At 60.6% G+C, this 15,951-nt stretch carries 16 protein-coding genes; 8 read left to right on the top strand and 8 right to left on the bottom strand.

Features of this window, described 5'->3' with window-relative positions:
* Positions 1 to 235: 235 nt before the first annotated feature.
* Positions 236 to 1,252: an aspartate-semialdehyde dehydrogenase gene (locus tag BN1130_RS18380; protein ID WP_042043781.1), complete on the bottom strand. Its 1,017-nt coding sequence runs from the start codon at positions 1,250 to 1,252 to the stop codon at positions 236 to 238.
* A 130-nt stretch (positions 1,253 to 1,382) separates the two neighbouring features.
* Positions 1,383 to 2,510, bottom strand: a complete 1,128-nt coding sequence (locus tag BN1130_RS18375; protein WP_042043780.1) for a 4-phosphoerythronate dehydrogenase — start codon at positions 2,508 to 2,510, stop codon at positions 1,383 to 1,385.
* Positions 2,511 to 2,926: 416 nt separating this feature from the next.
* Here BN1130_RS18375 and BN1130_RS18370 point away from each other — a divergent pair, with 416 nt between their 5' ends.
* Positions 2,927 to 3,649 carry a phosphatase PAP2 family protein gene (locus tag BN1130_RS18370; RefSeq protein ID WP_042043778.1) on the top strand — a complete coding sequence of 241 codons (723 nt, stop codon included), beginning with the start codon at positions 2,927 to 2,929 and terminating at the stop codon, positions 3,647 to 3,649.
* A gap of 236 nt (positions 3,650 to 3,885) precedes the next feature.
* Here the strand turns inward: BN1130_RS18370 and BN1130_RS18365 are convergent, their stop codons facing one another.
* Positions 3,886 to 4,722, bottom strand: coding sequence for a MetQ/NlpA family ABC transporter substrate-binding protein (locus BN1130_RS18365; RefSeq protein ID WP_042043777.1), 837 nt, complete (start codon positions 4,720 to 4,722; stop codon positions 3,886 to 3,888).
* A gap of 398 nt (positions 4,723 to 5,120) precedes the next feature.
* Here BN1130_RS18365 and BN1130_RS18360 point away from each other — a divergent pair, with 398 nt between their 5' ends.
* On the top strand, positions 5,121 to 5,492 hold the full coding sequence (locus BN1130_RS18360; protein WP_042043776.1) for a VOC family protein: 372 nt from the start codon (positions 5,121 to 5,123) through the stop codon (positions 5,490 to 5,492).
* Positions 5,493 to 5,595: 103 nt separating this feature from the next.
* On the opposite strand, the gene BN1130_RS18355 is transcribed toward BN1130_RS18360, so the two are convergent.
* The gene (locus BN1130_RS18355) at positions 5,596 to 5,793 is read right to left on the bottom strand and encodes a lipoprotein (protein ID WP_052448262.1); all 198 of its coding nucleotides are present in this window, start codon (positions 5,791 to 5,793) and stop codon (positions 5,596 to 5,598) included.
* A gap of 272 nt (positions 5,794 to 6,065) precedes the next feature.
* Here BN1130_RS18355 and BN1130_RS18350 point away from each other — a divergent pair, with 272 nt between their 5' ends.
* The 4 genes from BN1130_RS18350 to BN1130_RS21385 all read left to right on the top strand — a co-directional run bounded on the left by BN1130_RS18350 (position 6,066) and on the right by BN1130_RS21385 (position 8,130).
* Complete coding sequence (locus BN1130_RS18350; protein ID WP_042043774.1) at positions 6,066 to 6,605, top strand: isochorismatase family protein; 540 nt, start codon at positions 6,066 to 6,068, stop codon at positions 6,603 to 6,605.
* Between the two features lie 5 nt (positions 6,606 to 6,610).
* Positions 6,611 to 6,820, top strand: a complete 210-nt coding sequence (locus BN1130_RS18345) for a hypothetical protein (RefSeq protein WP_042043772.1) — start codon at positions 6,611 to 6,613, stop codon at positions 6,818 to 6,820.
* Positions 6,821 to 7,119: 299 nt separating this feature from the next.
* Positions 7,120 to 7,662: an SGNH/GDSL hydrolase family protein gene (locus BN1130_RS21390; protein WP_306382054.1), complete on the top strand. Its 543-nt coding sequence runs from the start codon at positions 7,120 to 7,122 to the stop codon at positions 7,660 to 7,662.
* 93 nt (positions 7,663 to 7,755) lie between these two features.
* Positions 7,756 to 8,130 carry an SGNH/GDSL hydrolase family protein gene (locus tag BN1130_RS21385; RefSeq protein WP_052448260.1) on the top strand — a complete coding sequence of 125 codons (375 nt, stop codon included), beginning with the start codon at positions 7,756 to 7,758 and terminating at the stop codon, positions 8,128 to 8,130.
* A gap of 70 nt (positions 8,131 to 8,200) precedes the next feature.
* Here BN1130_RS21385 and ppsA read toward each other — a convergent pair whose 3' ends face one another.
* Entirely contained in the window at positions 8,201 to 10,573 is a 2,373-nt protein-coding gene (gene ppsA, locus BN1130_RS18335) for a phosphoenolpyruvate synthase (RefSeq protein ID WP_042043771.1), read from the bottom strand.
* Positions 10,574 to 10,877: 304 nt separating this feature from the next.
* Between ppsA and ppsR the strand changes: the two genes are divergently transcribed.
* A complete protein-coding gene (gene ppsR / locus BN1130_RS18330) occupies positions 10,878 to 11,690 on the top strand; it encodes a posphoenolpyruvate synthetase regulatory kinase/phosphorylase PpsR (protein ID WP_042043770.1) in 813 nt (270 codons plus the stop codon).
* 129 nt (positions 11,691 to 11,819) lie between these two features.
* On the opposite strand, the gene BN1130_RS18325 is transcribed toward ppsR, so the two are convergent.
* The gene (locus BN1130_RS18325; protein ID WP_042043769.1) at positions 11,820 to 12,086 is read right to left on the bottom strand and encodes a hypothetical protein; all 267 of its coding nucleotides are present in this window, start codon (positions 12,084 to 12,086) and stop codon (positions 11,820 to 11,822) included.
* 427 nt (positions 12,087 to 12,513) lie between these two features.
* On the opposite strand from BN1130_RS18325, the gene BN1130_RS18320 reads away from it, so the two are divergent.
* Positions 12,514 to 13,890: an amino acid permease gene (locus tag BN1130_RS18320; protein WP_042043768.1), complete on the top strand. Its 1,377-nt coding sequence runs from the start codon at positions 12,514 to 12,516 to the stop codon at positions 13,888 to 13,890.
* 136 nt (positions 13,891 to 14,026) lie between these two features.
* Here the strand turns inward: BN1130_RS18320 and BN1130_RS18315 are convergent, their stop codons facing one another.
* Positions 14,027 to 14,269 (bottom strand): zinc ribbon domain-containing protein, encoded by a 243-nt coding sequence (locus BN1130_RS18315; RefSeq protein WP_042043767.1) that lies wholly within the window; start codon positions 14,267 to 14,269, stop codon positions 14,027 to 14,029.
* Positions 14,270 to 14,436: 167 nt separating this feature from the next.
* On the bottom strand, positions 14,437 to 15,921 hold the full coding sequence (gene der, locus BN1130_RS18310; RefSeq protein ID WP_042043766.1) for a ribosome biogenesis GTPase Der: 1,485 nt from the start codon (positions 15,919 to 15,921) through the stop codon (positions 14,437 to 14,439).
* Positions 15,922 to 15,951 lie beyond the last annotated feature (30 nt).

Below are 15,951 nucleotides of genomic sequence, written 5' to 3'. Positions count from 1 at the left end.
TCGTATGACGGCCTATCACATTGAAAAATCTGGATAGTTGCCCCAAAACAGTCGGTTCAATATAAATCAGGCTCGAGTCTCAAGCCAGTCATCCGACGCAAATAGCACCCAATTCGTGCCCGAGTGTAGGGGCAAAGTTAATTAATTGATATTAAGGGGGAATGTCGAGGCCGCTTCCTGCAACTTCGATCACACTCGGCCCCCCTTGGACGAGAGGCCGAGTGTCGACAGGAACTTACAGGTAGTCGCGGATCAGCAATTCGGCAATTTGCACACTGTTGGTTGCCGCGCCCTTACGAACGTTATCGGCCACGATCCACATATTAATACCGCAAGGGTGAGAAATATCCTGACGGATGCGACCAACCATGACGTCATCCTGACCGGTGGCGTCGCCAACCGGGGTCGGATAGCTGGCATCCTCGTCAAACAGGCTGATACCGGGGGCCTCGCGCAGCAGCGCTTTAACCTGCTCGGCATCCAGGGGCTGATGCAGCTCGACGTGCAGCACCTCGGCGTGGCAGTAGAACACGGGCACCCGCACACAGGTGGGGTTCACGGCGATGCTGGCATCCCCCAGGATCTTCTGGGTCTCCCACACCATCTTCATCTCTTCACGGGTGTAGCCGTTGTCGGTGAACTCATCGATCTGCGGGATCAGGTTGAAGGCGATCTGCTGAGGGTAGAGGCTGGGCTCTACCGGCAGGCCGTTGAGCAACTTGGCGGTCTGGCCAGCCAGTTCGCTCACCCCCTCCTTGCCCGACCCCGAGACCGACTGATAGGTCGCCACATTGATGCGGGCAATGCCCACCTCGTCATGCAGGGGCTTGAGCGCCATCAGCATCTGTATGGTGGAGCAGTTCGGGTTGGCGATGATGTTGCGATTGCGAAAATCGGCCAGGGCATCCGGATTCACTTCCGGAATAACCAGAGGCACATCGTCTTCATAACGGAAACAGGAGGTGTTATCGATGACGATACACCCCTGTTCGGCGGCGATAGGCGCCCACTTGGCGGACACCTCGGATCCTGCGGAGAAGAGGGCTAGCTCGACCTTGCTCCAGTCGAACTCTTCCACATCCAGAATATCGAGGTGCTTGCCACCAAAACGCACTGTGTCACCGGCGCTGCGACTGGAGGCCAGGGGATAGAGGGTGGCGACCGGGAAGTTTCGCTCTGCCAGGATCTCGATCATGGCTTGACCCACGGCGCCACTTGCGCCCAATACCGCTACGTTAAACTGCTGGCTCATCATTCTCTCCTCTCAAATGATCAGGAGGGCTCTGAGCCCTCCTGCGGCAGGACGAGTCCTGCTTATCTATGACTGTAAATCGGTGGTACTTGTCATTCGCGCTGGCAAAAGCCAAACGCCCGGCATGGGGTCAGGGTTGGCAGTCAAATCCCAGTGCCGCCAGGGCTGGGGACGCGGCAAAGGGACCGGTCAGACGCAGGGCTGACAGCTCACGCCGCTCCGGGTAGTCCTTGCGCTGGCCATCGAAGCTGCCCTGAATGCCGAGTCGGTTCCGAAAGCGGGCATCATCGCGGCGCACATCGTAAATCAGATGGACCAACTGCTTGATGAGCCCCTGATCCACCCCTCGTCCAGGGCTGAGTGCACTCACCTCCGGGGCGGGCAGCAACGTGTGCAGATCCCCGCGCGGATTGCGTCCCGTCTGCTCACAGAGAGCCTGATAGAGCATCCAGGTACCGCGCGCCTTGCCCTCCAGGCTGTAGCCGGCAATATGGGGCGTGGCAAGCTCGGTATGCGCCACCAGCGCCGCCAGAATATGGGGCTCGTTTTCCCACACATCCATCACCAGCCGCAGCGGGCGTTCACCGCGCTGGCGGGTGAGCAGGGCCTGATTGTCCCACACCTCACCCCGTGACGCATTGATGAGGATCTGCCCCCCAGGACACGCGGCTATGTGGGCGGCATCGAGCAGGTGGTAGGTCGCATCGGGCCCCTCAGAGGTGATGGGCACATGGAAGCTGACGATGTCGGCCGACAGGGCTGTCTGGTAGTCGACAAACTCGTGCCCCTCCTCCGTCTGCGCCCTCGCCCGGGGAGGATCGCAGCGCAGCACCTTCATGCCGAGTGCTTCGGCCTTGTCCGCCACGCACTCTCCCGTGTTGCCCGCCCCTATCACGGCCAGGCTCATGCCCGCCAGGGTCAGCTCATAACGCTCGGCCAGCACCAGCAGGGCGGAGAGCACATAATCCCCCACCGACTGTTTGTTGCAACCGGGAGCACTGAAGAAGGGGATATTGCGCGTCGCCAGCAAGGCTTTGTCGATATGATCCGTGCCTATGGTCGCGGTGCCAATGAAGCTCAGCCGCGGGCAGTCGGCGAGCAGGCTGGCATCCACCCGGGTCACGGATCGCACCAGCAGCACCTCGGCATCCTGCAGATCCGCCGCGCTGATATGCCGCCCGGGCAAGGGGATCACCTCGCCAAATTCGGCAAACAACTCGCAGGCATGGGGCATATTCTCATCGACGACGATCTTCATTGGGCTCTCTTCATGTTCAAGACTGATGTGCGCAATCGGCCAGGGGCGCGCCATTCTAGCCCATACAGGCCAAGTGGTCAGACACTTATTCGTCTCTCTTCTGCCGCCACAGTCGCTTCGTCCCCAATCCGCACAGGACAACGGGTCAGACACTTATATTCATGCCCCTGCTGCTGCCGCAGCCGCTTCGCCGCCCTGGCCCACACAGGGCAACTGGTCAGGCACTCAGATTCATGCCTCTGCTGCCGCCACAGTCGCTTCGCCGCCCTGACCCACACAGGGCAACTGACTGCTGGTGCCCCTGATTTGTAACACCATGTTGTTGGCCGCCTCTCGCGACTTGACCGCCAAGCCGGGGCTGGCACAATGTCGCCTCTTTTTATCTGCCGCGCCACGGCACCGTTACGAGCCTTGTTATGTCGACGCACTCCTCTTCACTGCCGCGCAGCCAGGCGCTTGCATTCAGTGCCGCCCTGATCCTGCCGCTGGTGCTGCTGGTCTGCCTGCCCTGGCAGCCTTTTAGGGTCAATGCCCTGCAATCGGAGTGGTTGTGGTGGCCCTACGCCCTCACCCGTATGGTGGATATTCCCGGCCTCGCCATCAGTATCCTGGCCCTGCTGCTACTGACCCGCTACAAGCTGGCCCTGAGCCTGCCCGCCCTGCTGGCCTTGAGTGGCGCCCTCTTTGCCGTGCTCGCTGGCGACTGGGTCATCAAGAGCCTGATCAAGCACCTGACCCAGGAGCCGCGCCCCTATCTGCTCTGGCTGGAGAGCCAGCAGCTGATCCCCGCCATCGAGCAGTTCTACGCCAGCCAGGTCGAGGTGCGCAGCGAACAAGTGCATGCGGCGAGCCAGCTGCTGGCCCTGCCCCAGTGGCTCGGCAACCACTGGCAGGCGGAGGTGAATTACGCCTTCCCCTCCGGGCACAGCATCGCCGCCATGAGCCTCGCCCAGTTCTTCGGTCTGATCTGGCTGGCCCGCGCGCCCCGCGGAGTCTGGCTGCTGCCGCTGTGGGCCCTCGCCATCGGCCTGTCACGCACCCTGATCGGCATGCACTGGCCCCTGGATGTGCTGGCCAGCGCCCTGCTCGGCAGCCTGACCGCCCTGTTTGCCGCCCGCTGGTGGCTACGCCACCACTGATCCCTCTCCAGATGCTGCACCAGGGCGCGGCGCATGCCCTGTCACAGACCTCACCCTGCATGGGTTGACGAGCACTCTGCTCGGCAACCTGACACGCTGTTTGCCGCACCGTCTGCGGGTGGCTACGCCACCACTGATTGCCCGTCGCCATCGGCGGCCCACACTGCGGCGAATATGAGCACGGGCACCCCTGGGTGCCCGTGCTCATATCAAACCAGCCGTCATGGGGGGTCGGCTCACCCCTTGTTCTGCCCCTGCCAGCCTTCGGGGTATTTGTAGCCAGCGAAACGCTTGGCGGCATAGGCCTTGAACGCGGGGGAGTTGTAGGCGGCAGCCACATCCTTGGCGAACGGGGTGTCGGCATCGCCGCGCTTGACCACCACCCAGTTGATGAAGTCATAGCTGCGCTCGAGGAAGAGCCCCTCGCTAAAAGGGATTCCGCTCGACGCCGCATAGTTGCCATTGATCACCGTGAAGTCCACATCTTCCCGCGAGCGGGGCAGCTGGGCCGCCTCCAGCAGCACCAACTTGATGTCGTGCGGATTCTTCACCACGTCGAACTCGCTCGCCTTGAGCGGGTTGATGCCCTCTTTGAGGGTGAGCCAGCCCATGTCCTGCAACATCAACAGCGCCCGCGCCTGGTTGCTGGGATCGTTGGGCAGCGCCACTGTGCTCCCCTCTTTCAGCGCCGATAGTGTCTTGATCTTGCCTGAATAGAGACCCATGGGGCCGGTCGGCACCTGGGTTATCGGGGTCAGCGACAGGCCCCTGTCCTTGGCAAAGCTCTCCAGATAGGGCCTGTGCTGGAAGCAGTTCACATCGAGGGAGCCATCGGCCAGGGCGATATTCGGGCTCACATAATCGGTGAACTCCACCAGTTTCACTGTGTAGCCTTTGGCTTCCAGCTGCGGCTTGATGGAGTCGGTCACCATGTCGGCAAAATCCCCGACCGTGGTGCCAATCACTATCTCTTGCTTGACGGGAGCCGTCGCATCGGCGGCAGTGGCAGAAAAGGCGCTGCTGGCGGCCAGCAGGGCAAAGGCGGAAAATGTGAAGAAGGAACGACGCTGCATAAGAAACTCCCTGTCAACATGGTCAAAACGGTGGCCTGGCCGCGGGGATTGCCACTGCAGGCAGCCTCACAACAACCATCTAGCCATCCAAATGGCTAATTAAGATCACCATAACAGAGCCTCCTCCCTTCGCCAAGCGACAAAATCGGCTGAGCTTGCGCAAAGATGGCGAGCACCAGTGCAGATGCCGAGCCGCGGTCCGTCACCGCTCCTCGCGCGAAAATCTTTGATAAGCCACACAATAATGATGAGCAGGATCTCGCCATCCCGGCCTCATCCGGCATAGGATGGTCATTTGGTGCCCTTTTTCTACCGGGTACCCAAGAGCGGGCCTGTGAGCGCAGGCATTATTCAGGGGCGGTAGCGTCTTGCCCGCCCAGTCAGCAACAGGAGTGGCTGTGTTCGATCACGTTGAAATCAAGACCGTCAGATTTCAGGCATGCCGGCGCTTCTATGAAGCTGTCTTCACTCCCCTGCAGATAGAGCTCAAGTGGGCGGATGAGCAAGCTGCGGGGTTTGGCCAGATTGAGCAAGACAAGGTGAGCTTTCTGATAGAAGGCGGCGAGCAGAGCACCCCCGGCCACATAGCCTTTCGCGCCAGACACCCCGCCGAGGTGGATGCCTTCCATCAGGCCGGTATCGAGGCGGGTTTTCGCTGCAATGGGCAGCCAGGGCTGCGCCCCCACTATGCCCCCAACTATTACGCCGCCTTTCTGCTCGACCCCGATGGCAACAATATCGAGGCGGTCACCTATCTGGGCGACGAGTAGCGCAGTCCGACCGTGCGGGCGCCATGCCCTCCATAGCAAAAAGCCCCGGCGTCATCGACACCAGGGCTTTGGGAATGCACCGACGGATTGAACCGACAACGCCTTACTTGACCGCCTTGCTGGCATTCTCCATCGCCTGCTTCTCGGCGGCGCCGAGGATGGCAGTCTGGCGATTTTGCTCCGCGATGTAGCAGGCATCCTTGCTGATCCCCTGCGCCTGGCAATTGGCCATGCGCTCTGTGGCGGTGGAACATCCGGCCAGCAGGCTGGTGAGCGACATAAACAGGATGATTTTCTTCATGGTGATCCCCCTCGTTAATGAAATAGCGGTCAACGGCGAACACAGGATCATGTCCTGCGGATGCCCCCTCTGGCAGGGGCTCGGCAGTCGTTTGGCAAGGGCGGGGTAGAAAGGCTGCGCTCGCCGGTGACAGGTCCGGATCCGACCTCAAGATGGCGTGGATGTTAACCCCACCGGCCATGGGCGTCAGCGCAAGATATGTTTCTAGATGTACAAGGCAACGGGTCGCATGATGGTATTGCTTCCCATCCGCTATTTATCAAGGAGACAGTATGCTGAGTCGCAATCACACCGGCCTGTTGGTCGTCGATATTCAGGGCAAGCTGGCACGACTGGTTGAGGGGAGTGCTCCCCTGATCGCCAATACCGCCCGGCTGGTGCAAGGCGCCCGGGCGCTGGGCTTGCCGGTTGTCTGGCTGGAGCAAAATCCGGACAAGCTCGGGGCCACGGTGCCCGAGCTGCAGCCGCTGCAAGCCGGGGCACAGGTGCTGCCCAAGTTCAGCTTCGGCGCCCTGGGGGAGCCGCAGGTGGCGGCGGCCATCAGCGAAACCGGGGTGAACCACTGGTTGGTGTGCGGCATTGAGGCACATATTTGCGTCTACCAGACGGTGCTGGGGCTGCTGGAAGCCGGGCTGGCTGCCACCCTCGTCGTCGATGCGGTTTCATCTCGCCTCGCCGCCAATCGGGAGCTGGCGATCACCAAGCTGGCCGCACGGGGGGCCGAGCTCGGCTCGGTGGAGATGTGTCTCTATGAGCTGCTGGGGGATTGCCGCCATCCGGCTTTTCGCCAGATCTTGTCCCTGGTGAGGTAGGCGCCATGATGGATAGCATGGCGCCCTTTATGTTTGGGCTGATCGCTTTCCAGGTCGCACTGGCGGTGAGCATGCTCGGCATGGTGCTCACTTGTCGCTATTTGGCTTGGCTCTGGGCAGGCGTCGTGATCTGCTACTTCCTCTGGTGGATCCTGCTCGGCTGCCCCGCATTCCTTCCTCACGAATGGCCTGGCCCTGATGGGACAGCGGGCTGAGGGGACACTTATTAATCTTCGAATAAAAATCTTGATGGCCCCCACAGATCCTGACGATGCTGCTTTTATGTGCCGATGTTAACCATCTATCTTCATTCGGCGCCCATACCAAGGGCGTCAAGTGGCAGCGATGAGAACACATGCCTGACCGACTCCTGTCGCTCACGGGATCGGCGCCGGCGTCATGGCCTTCCCTGCCCCCACTCAATGAAACAGCACAGGGATCAGCATGAAGACAGTGAAAGGACTCCTCCTGCTCGCCGCTATGGGGCTGGCCGCCGAGGCACAGGCCGGCCCGCATCGAAGCCACGGATCATCGCCTCAATTACGAGGGGCGCATCGTGCGCGACTGGGTCAAACAGGACGTGCGGCTCAACTGGCCGGCGACCCGGCTCACCTTTCGCTTCGAGGGGCGGGAGCTCGCCATCGCCATGGACGGCCAGCAGAGCCAGTTCGATCTGCTGATCGATGACCAATTGCAAGGCGTCATCAAGACCGGCCAGGGCATGCACACCTATCCCCTGCTGCAGTGGCCGACGCCTCGCTCGGTCAAGGTCGAGCTGGTCAAACGCACCGAAACCTATGACGCCATGCTGACCCTGGACGCCCTGGTCACCGACGGAGTAGTGAGCGGCCTCTGGCAGCAAAAGCCCCACCTGCTGTTTGTCGGTGACTCCATCAGCGCCGGCATGGGCAGCGAGTCGAACAAGCGCGAATGCAGTTGGGAGGAGAACCTCAACAGCTCCAACGCCAGGCTTGCCTTCCCGGCCAAAACGGCGGCGCTGCTCGGGGCCACCCATAGCCAGGTCTCCTACTCGGGGCTCGGACTCTTGCGCAACTAGGACGGCAACCAGCCCCATCATGCCCTGCCCCATTATCTGGACAAGGCAGGCGCCGTCTATCGGGGGGGCACGGATTTCGAGAGTCAACACCCGGTGCTGATCGTCGTCGAACTCGGCACCAATGACTTCAGCTCCGAGCTGCAACCCCCCGAACCCTGGCCGGATCAGGAGAGCTTCCAGCAGGCCTGGATCGATGGCTATGTCGAGCTGCTGCGGGATCTGCGCCAGCGCTACGACAGCCCCCCCATCATCCTGATGGGCCAGTATCTCTGGCCCCACGACCGGCTGAACCAGACCCTGATCCGGTTGCAGCAACAGCTTGCCCTGCTGGGGGAGCCTCCCGTGCTGATCGAGCAGATGCGCTCCGACAACTCAGGCTGCCTCTGGCACCCGACCGCCGCCGAGCATGACGGCATAGCGGCGAGCCTGACCAGGCTTATCCGCCAGCAAGGGCTCTTGCCTGAATAGAGATCCGGCTGGCAACCCATAAAAAACGGCGCCCTTGCGGCGCCGTTGTATCGAGAGCGGATTGGCTGACTTAGCCGGCCTTGTGCTGCTCGGCCAGATAGAGCCAGGTATCGACGACCGTATCGGGGTTGAGCGACACCGAGTCGATGCCCTGCTCCACCAGCCAGGCGGCGAAGTCCGGGTGATCGGACGGGCCCTGACCGCAGATGCCGACATACTTGCCCGCCTTGCGGGCGGCCTGGATGGCCATGGCCAGCAGCGCCTTGACCGCATCATTACGCTCGTCGAACAGATGGGCGATGAGGCCGGAATCCCTGTCCAGTCCCAGGGTGAGCTGGGTCATGTCGTTGGAGCCGATGGAGAAGCCATCGAAGTGCTGCAGGAACTGATCTGCCAACAGGGCGTTGGAGGGCAGTTCACACATCATGATGACTTTCAGGCCCCGTTCGCCACGGCGCAGACCGTTCTCGGCCAGGATCTCGATCACCTGCTCGGCTTCACCCACGGTGCGCACGAAGGGGATCATCACCTCGACGTTGGTCAGCCCCATCACATCGCGCACCCGCTTCATCGCCTCGCATTCGAGGGCGAAACAGGGACGGAAGCTGTCGGCGATGTAACGGGAGGCACCGCGGAAGCCTATCATGGGGTTCTCTTCATGGGGCTCGTAGCCACGGCCCCCCACCAGATTGGCGTACTCGTTGGACTTGAAGTCCGACATCCGCACTATCACCCGCTCCGGCCAGAAGGCGGCGGCCAGGGTGGCGATGCCTTCGGTCAATTTGGCGATGTAGTACTCGCGGGGGCTCTCGTAGCCGGCGATCATCTTGGTGATGGTGGCCTGCAGCGCCGGGCTCTGCTTGTCAAATTCCAGCAGGGCCTTGGGGTGTACCCCTATCATGCGGTTGATGATGAACTCGAGTCGCGCCAGACCCACACCGGCGTTGGGCAACTGGGCAAAGTCGAAGGCCCTGTCCGGGTTGCCGACGTTCATCATCACTTTGATGGGCAGGCGCGGCATGTTGCCCACTTGTGTCACCGCCACCTCGAAGTCGAGCTGGCCATCATAGATGAAGCCGGTATCGCCCTCGGCGCAGGAGACGGTTATGAGCTGGCCCGGCGCAATGTGATCCGTGGCATCGCCACAGCCGACCACCGCGGGGATACCCAGCTCGCGGGCGATGATGGCGGCGTGGCAGGTGCGGCCACCGCGGTTGGTGACGATGGCCGAGGCCCGCTTCATGATGGGCTCCCAGTCCGGATCCGTCATGTCGGTGACCAGCACGTCACCGGGTTGCACTTCGTCCATCTGGCTGATGGAGCTGATGACCCGGGCCGGGCCCGCCCCTATCTTGTGACCGATGGCACGCCCTTCGATCAACACCTTGCCCGCTTGCTTGAGGGCAAAACGTTCGAGGGTGTTGGCCTCCTGGCGACTGCGTACCGTCTCGGGACGAGCCTGGACGATGTAGAGCCTGCCATCCTGACCATCTTTGGCCCACTCGATGTCCATGGGACGGCCATAGTGTTGCTCGATGATGAGCGCCTGCTTGGCCAGCTCCATCACCTCGTCATTGTTGATGCAGAACTGGTTGCGCTCCGCCTCCTGGGTATCTTCAATCTTGACCTGACGGCCATGACCCGCATCGCTGGAGTAGGTCATCTTGAGCAGCTTGGATCCCAAGGTCTTGCGCACCACGGCGGGGCGACCCGCTTTCAGGGTTGGCTTATGGACATAGAACTCGTCCGGATTGACCGCACCCTGCACCACCATCTCCCCCAACCCCTGGCTACCGGTGATGAAGACCACATCGTTGAAACCCGATTCGGTATCCAGGGTGAACATGACACCGGAGGCGGCCAAGTCCGAGCGCACCATGCGCTGGATGCCGGCGGAGAGGGCCACACCCTTGTGGTCATAGCCCTGGTGCACCCGGTAGGAGATGGCGCGATCGTTGAACAGGGAGGCAAACACATGCTTGACGGCGGTCATGACGGCATCGATGCCGCGCACGTTGAGGAAGGTCTCCTGCTGGCCCGCGAAGGAAGCATCCGGCATGTCTTCGGCGGTGGCGGAGGAGCGCACCGCAAAGGAGGCCTCCAGCCCGGCACTGAGCTTGTCATAGGCGCTGCGGATGGCTTCTTCCAGCTCCGGCTGGAAGGGGGCATCGATCACCCATTGACGGATCTGGTTACCGGCGGCGCCGAGGGCCGCGATGTCATCCACATTCAGGCGGTCGAGCAAGTCATGGATCTGATCATTGAGCCCGCTGCGCTCCAGAAACTCATTAAAAGCAAACGCCGTGGTAGCAAATCCACCCGGCACGGACACACCGGCACCAGACAGGTTGCTGATCATCTCGCCAAGGGATGCATTCTTGCCGCCGACTCGTTCTACATCTTGCATTCCGAGTTGTTCGTACCAAAGTACGTACTGTTGCATTTGCATGTCTCCAGGTTGGTGGGCCAGGGTGCCGGTGCACCATCTGTGCCTTGTTGTGTGCTTTTTTTGTTAGTTTGTGCTGTCGCCGCCCGCCGAGAAAACGTTTTCTTCTCCCGGTCAAAAAAATCCCCACGCAAGATTTGGGGATAGGCCGAATGACACAGACATTCTACAATGCGAACACAAAAAGGTAACGATTCAGGTTTGCAACCGAGTTCACAACTTGGAAACGGCAGATCGGTTGACAATAGTCGTTTGGTATCGAGAGATACTTTCTTCGCAGCAAGTAAAAAGGGAGCGGCCAGTGCACACCGTTTTTTATGTTTCAGATGGCACTGCCATCACCGCCGAGGTGTTTGGCCACGCGGTACTCAGCCAATTTCCCATGATCTTCGAGCAGGTCACCATCCCTTTCGTGGAGACCCTGGAGAAGGCGCGTCTGGTCCGCATGCGCATCGACGAGCAGTTCCGCCAAACCGGGGTTCGCCCCATACTGTTCCACACCATCGTCGACCCGCAGGTGCGTGAAGAGGTGCTCAAAGCCCACGCCAGCAGCCATGACTTTCTCAATACCTTCGTCAGTCCCCTGGAGCAAGAGCTTGGCATCAAGGCCACCCCGCGTCTGCATCGCACCCACGGCATGGAGAACCGCAAGCTCTATGACGACCGCATCGAGGCGGTCAACTTTGCCCTGGCGAACGACGATGGCATCACCACCAAGGAGTATGACGAGGCGGACATCATCCTCATCGGCGTCTCCCGTTGCGGCAAGACACCGACCAGCCTCTATCTGGCGCTGCAATTTGGCGTGCGTGCCGCCAACTACCCCTTCATCGAACAGGACATGCAGGCCCTGGAGCTGCCCGCCGCCCTCAAAGCCAATCGCCACAAGTTGTTCGGGCTGACCATCACCCCGGACAGGCTCCATGAGATCCGCAACCAGCGCCGGGCCAACAGTCGTTACTCCTCCCTGGAGCAGTGCCAGCAGGAGCTGGCGAGCGTCGAGCGCCTCTATCGCCAGGAGGCGATCCGCTTCCTCGATACCAGCGCCCACTCGGTGGAGGAGATCAGCGCCAAGATCCTCGAGGGCACCGGCATGCGCCGCCAGCTCTATTGAGAGCGGCGCTCATCCGCAACAAAAGTCAGCCCAGCTTGCCATGCAAAGAGCCCTGTTCCCGCCAACGCGGGTTCAGGGCTCTTTTTCATAGGGCTGGCCGGGGAAACACCCCGGGTTCCCCTCCCGTTGTCAGCTCTTTGGCAGGTTAAGCTCACGGTTACTCATCAGCTTGCCGTAGAAGGAGATCAAACCATAACCACCGCGCACCCGCTCCGCCAGCCAGATCCCCAGTCCAAGGCCGAGCAGGCCAGCCCCCGCCATCACCCAGGGCCAGCTGGCCTGGGCCAGGAACCCGAGGCACAACAAGACACCCAGGGCCAGCAACAGCAGCAGCGGCGCCAGACACAGCACTCCCCACAACAGGGCCATCATGACCCAGCCCACCATCTTCATCATCCCAGAACCCGCCTCTCCTCGTCATAACAGTGATGGATACCGCTCTTGCCACTGATTGCCCTGCCCCACCTGCCACTGACATGGGCAGGCAAAGCGGGAGCGGATGCAAAAAGCCTCCAATGAATCTCGACACCATTAATCACGGATAGTGCAGAAGATCAAGATCGGCATAATCAGTCGACCAGATAGTGAGCAATGACCAGAAAAAGTGAGAAGAACCTCAATAAAAGACTGATAAGAGGCGAAAAAGCCAGCGAATGATAGCAAAAACAGGTGCAACACGGGTCGTTTATCACTATTCTGCTGCGGTTGGTAGCCACCATGAAAAACAACAAATGGCACCATGTAACGAAATAAATACAGGTTACGTCAGCTTTTGGCTACGAAATGACGAAAGCGACGGACTGACGAATCAAAAGGACTCAGTATGGATCTTCAACCACAAGGCGATGAGCTCAAGCGCGGCCTCAAGAACCGCCATATCCAGCTCATCGCCCTGGGCGGCGCCATCGGCACCGGCCTGTTTCTGGGGATAGCCCAGACCATCAAGATGGCCGGCCCCTCAGTGCTGCTCGGCTATGCCATCGGCGGCTTCATCGCCTTCCTCATCATGCGCCAGCTCGGCGAGATGGTGGTGGAAGAGCCGGTGGCAGGCTCCTTCAGCCACTTTGCCTATAAATACTGGGGTGACTTCGCGGGCTTCGCGTCTGGTTGGAACTACTGGGTACTCTATGTGCTGGTCAGCATGGCCGAGCTCACCGCAGTCGGCATCTATGTCCAGTACTGGTGGCCCGAGATCCCGACCTGGATGTCGGCGGCCCTCTTCTTCGTGCTGATCAACGCCATCAACCTCACCAACGTCAAGGCATTTGGCGAGATGGAGTTCTGGTTCGCCATCATCAAGGTGGTCGCCATCGTCGGCATGATTGGCTTTGGTGGCTACCTGCTGGCCAGCGGCAGCGGCGGCCCCGAGGCGAGCGTGACCAACCTCTGGGATCAGGGCGGCTTCTTCCCCAACGGTATCAGCGGCCTGGTGATGGCCATGGCGGTGATCATGTTCTCCTTCGGGGGTCTGGAGCTGGTCGGTATCACGGCGGCCGAAGCCGACGATCCGCAAAAGAGTATTCCCAAGGCCACCAACCAGGTGATCTACCGCATCCTCATCTTCTACATCGGCGCCCTGGCAGTACTGATGTCCCTCTACCCCTGGGGCAAAGTCGTCGAGGGCGGCAGTCCCTTCGTGATGATCTTCCATGCCCTGGACAGCGATCTGGTGGCGACTGTGCTCAATATGGTGGTACTGACCGCGGCGCTCTCGGTCTACAACAGCTGCGTCTACTGCAACAGCCGGATGTTGTTTGGCCTGGCCAAGCAGGGCAATGGTCCCAAGGCGCTGCTCAAGACCAGCAAGAGCGGTGTTCCCATGGTCGCCATATCCATCTCGGCGGGTGCCACCTTGCTGTGCGTGCTGATCAACTACCTGATCCCGGGCAAGGCCTTCGAGCTGCTGATGGCGCTGGTGGTGTCGGCCCTGGTCATCAACTGGGCCATGATCAGCCTGGCTCATCTCAAATTCCGCAAGGCCAAGCAGGCCCAGGGGATCGAGCCTCAGTTCAAGGCGTTCTGGTACCCCTTTGGCAACTACCTCTGCCTCGCCTTCATGGCGGGCATCCTGGTCATCATGTATCTGACCCCCGGCATCCAGATCTCCGTCATGCTGATCCCGGTCTGGATACTGGTGCTCGCCATCGGTTACCAGTTCAAACGCAAACGCCTGGCCGCTGCCGCCGTGAATCCGGCCTGAGGTCAACACAAGCCCGACAAGAGGCCGAGTCAAACCTGCATAAAAGAGGCGCCCGGTGGGCGCCTCTTTCCTATCTCATTTGGCTGGTCTGCGAGCGATTGAAAGGACGAGCTGTAACGGCTACATGGCCTCTCCTCTACTCGCCATCCCCTACCCGCCTGACCTCATAGATCACCCGACGCTTGGAGATGAGGCTGCTGCACCCCTGACAGAAATAGTCGACCGCACCGCATGCCTGCAGCCGCTCCAGCGGGGCGCCACAATCGGGACAGCTGGCCTCAAAGCACAACTCGGCGTGACAGACGGGGCAGCGCTGTTCGCTATGGCGAGGATCCAGGGCCGCCGCACACGCGGGACAACTGGGCGTGGAATCATTCATGGTGATGCTCCTGATAATATGAGTCTGGCTTGAGCCTGCCGCAGACCCGCTCCTTCTCTTATCAGCATGGCTGCTGCCTATTGTCAGGGTCAAGATAACATGGGGAGCGCCTGCGGGAATTGCACTGCATCAATGTAAAACGGCTGCCCTGAGGCAGCCGCGTTGTCTTACTTCTTCATCTTGAGCAGGCGCTTGCGTTGCCGCTCCTGACTCAGGGTCATGGTGTTCTTCCTGCCCTCGAAGGGGTTGACCGACTCCTGGAACTCGACCCGGATCGGGGTGCCCATGATCTTCAGGGACTTGCGGAAATAGTTGATCAGATAGCGCTTGTAGGAATCCGGCAAGTCATTGAGCTGGTTGCCGTGGATGACGATGCGCGGCGGGTTGTAACCACCGGCATGGGCATACTTCAGCTTGACCCGGCGACCATTGACCATGGGCGGCTGGTGATCTTCCTGGGCCATCTGCATGATGCGGGTCAGCATGGCGGTGCTGGTCCGGCGGGTGGCGGACTGGTACGCCTCCTGGATGGATTCGAACAGGTGGCCGACCCCGCTACCGTGCAGGGCAGAGATGAAGTGCACCCGGGCGAAATCGATGAAGCCCAGACGACGATCCAGCTCATTCTTGATGCTGGTCTTCACTTCGGTATCCAGACCATCCCACTTGTTCACCACCAGCACCACGGAGCGACCGGTGTTGAGCACGAAGCCCAAGATACTCAAGTCCTGATCGGTGATGGTCTCGCGGGCATCGATCACCAGCAGGCAGACGTTGGCATCTTCGATGGCCTTGAGGGTCTTGATGACGGAGAACTTCTCCACCGTCTCATGCACCTTGCCACGACGACGCACACCGGCGGTGTCGATGATGACGTACTTCTGCTCATCACGCTCCATGGGGATGTAGATGGAGTCGCGAGTGGTACCCGGCATGTCATAGACGATGACCCTGTCTTCACCCAGCATGCGGTTGGTCAGGGTGGATTTACCGACGTTGGGGCGACCGACGATGGCGAACTTGATAGGCAAGTCGGCAAAGGGGGTCTCCTTGGTGTCTTCCCGGGTGTCCAGATCACCGGCGGCTACCATGCGCAGCAGGGCTTCTTCATCGAAGTCCTCTTCTTCCTCTTCCTGCACATCGTCTTCACCGACCAGGGTTTCCAGGTGCGGGGCCAAAGAGAGCTCCAGCAGGCTCAGCACGCCGCGACCATGGGCGGCGGCTATCTGATAGACCTCACCCAGCGCCAGGGAGTAGAACTCGGACACGGCGGAATCACCATCGATGCCGTCGGTCTTGTTGGCGACCAGGAACACCTTCTTCTGGGCCTTGCGCAGGTGCTCGGCGATCGCCTGATCCGCGGCGGTCAGACCGGCACGGGCATCGACCATGAACAGCACCACATCGGCTTCTTCGATGGCCTGCAGGGATTGCTCGGCCATCTTCAGCTCGATACCCTCTTCAGTGCCATCGATACCGCCGGTATCGACCACGATAAATTCCAGCTCGCCCAGCTTCGCCTGGCCGTATTTACGATCCCGGGTCAGGCCGGGGAAATCGGCCACCAGGGCATCCCGGGTACGGGTCAGGCGGTTGAACAGGGTGGATTTCCCCACGTTGGGGCGGCCCACCAGGGCTACTACAGGAGTCATAAAAGCCTCATTCTCAAGACGACAAAGGCT

The sequence above is a fragment of the Aeromonas rivuli genome (assembly GCF_000820045.1).
Lineage (GTDB): Bacteria > Pseudomonadota > Gammaproteobacteria > Enterobacterales > Aeromonadaceae > Aeromonas > Aeromonas rivuli.
Note: the sequence above shows the minus strand (reverse complement) of the source record. Positions and strands in the feature narration are given on the sequence as shown.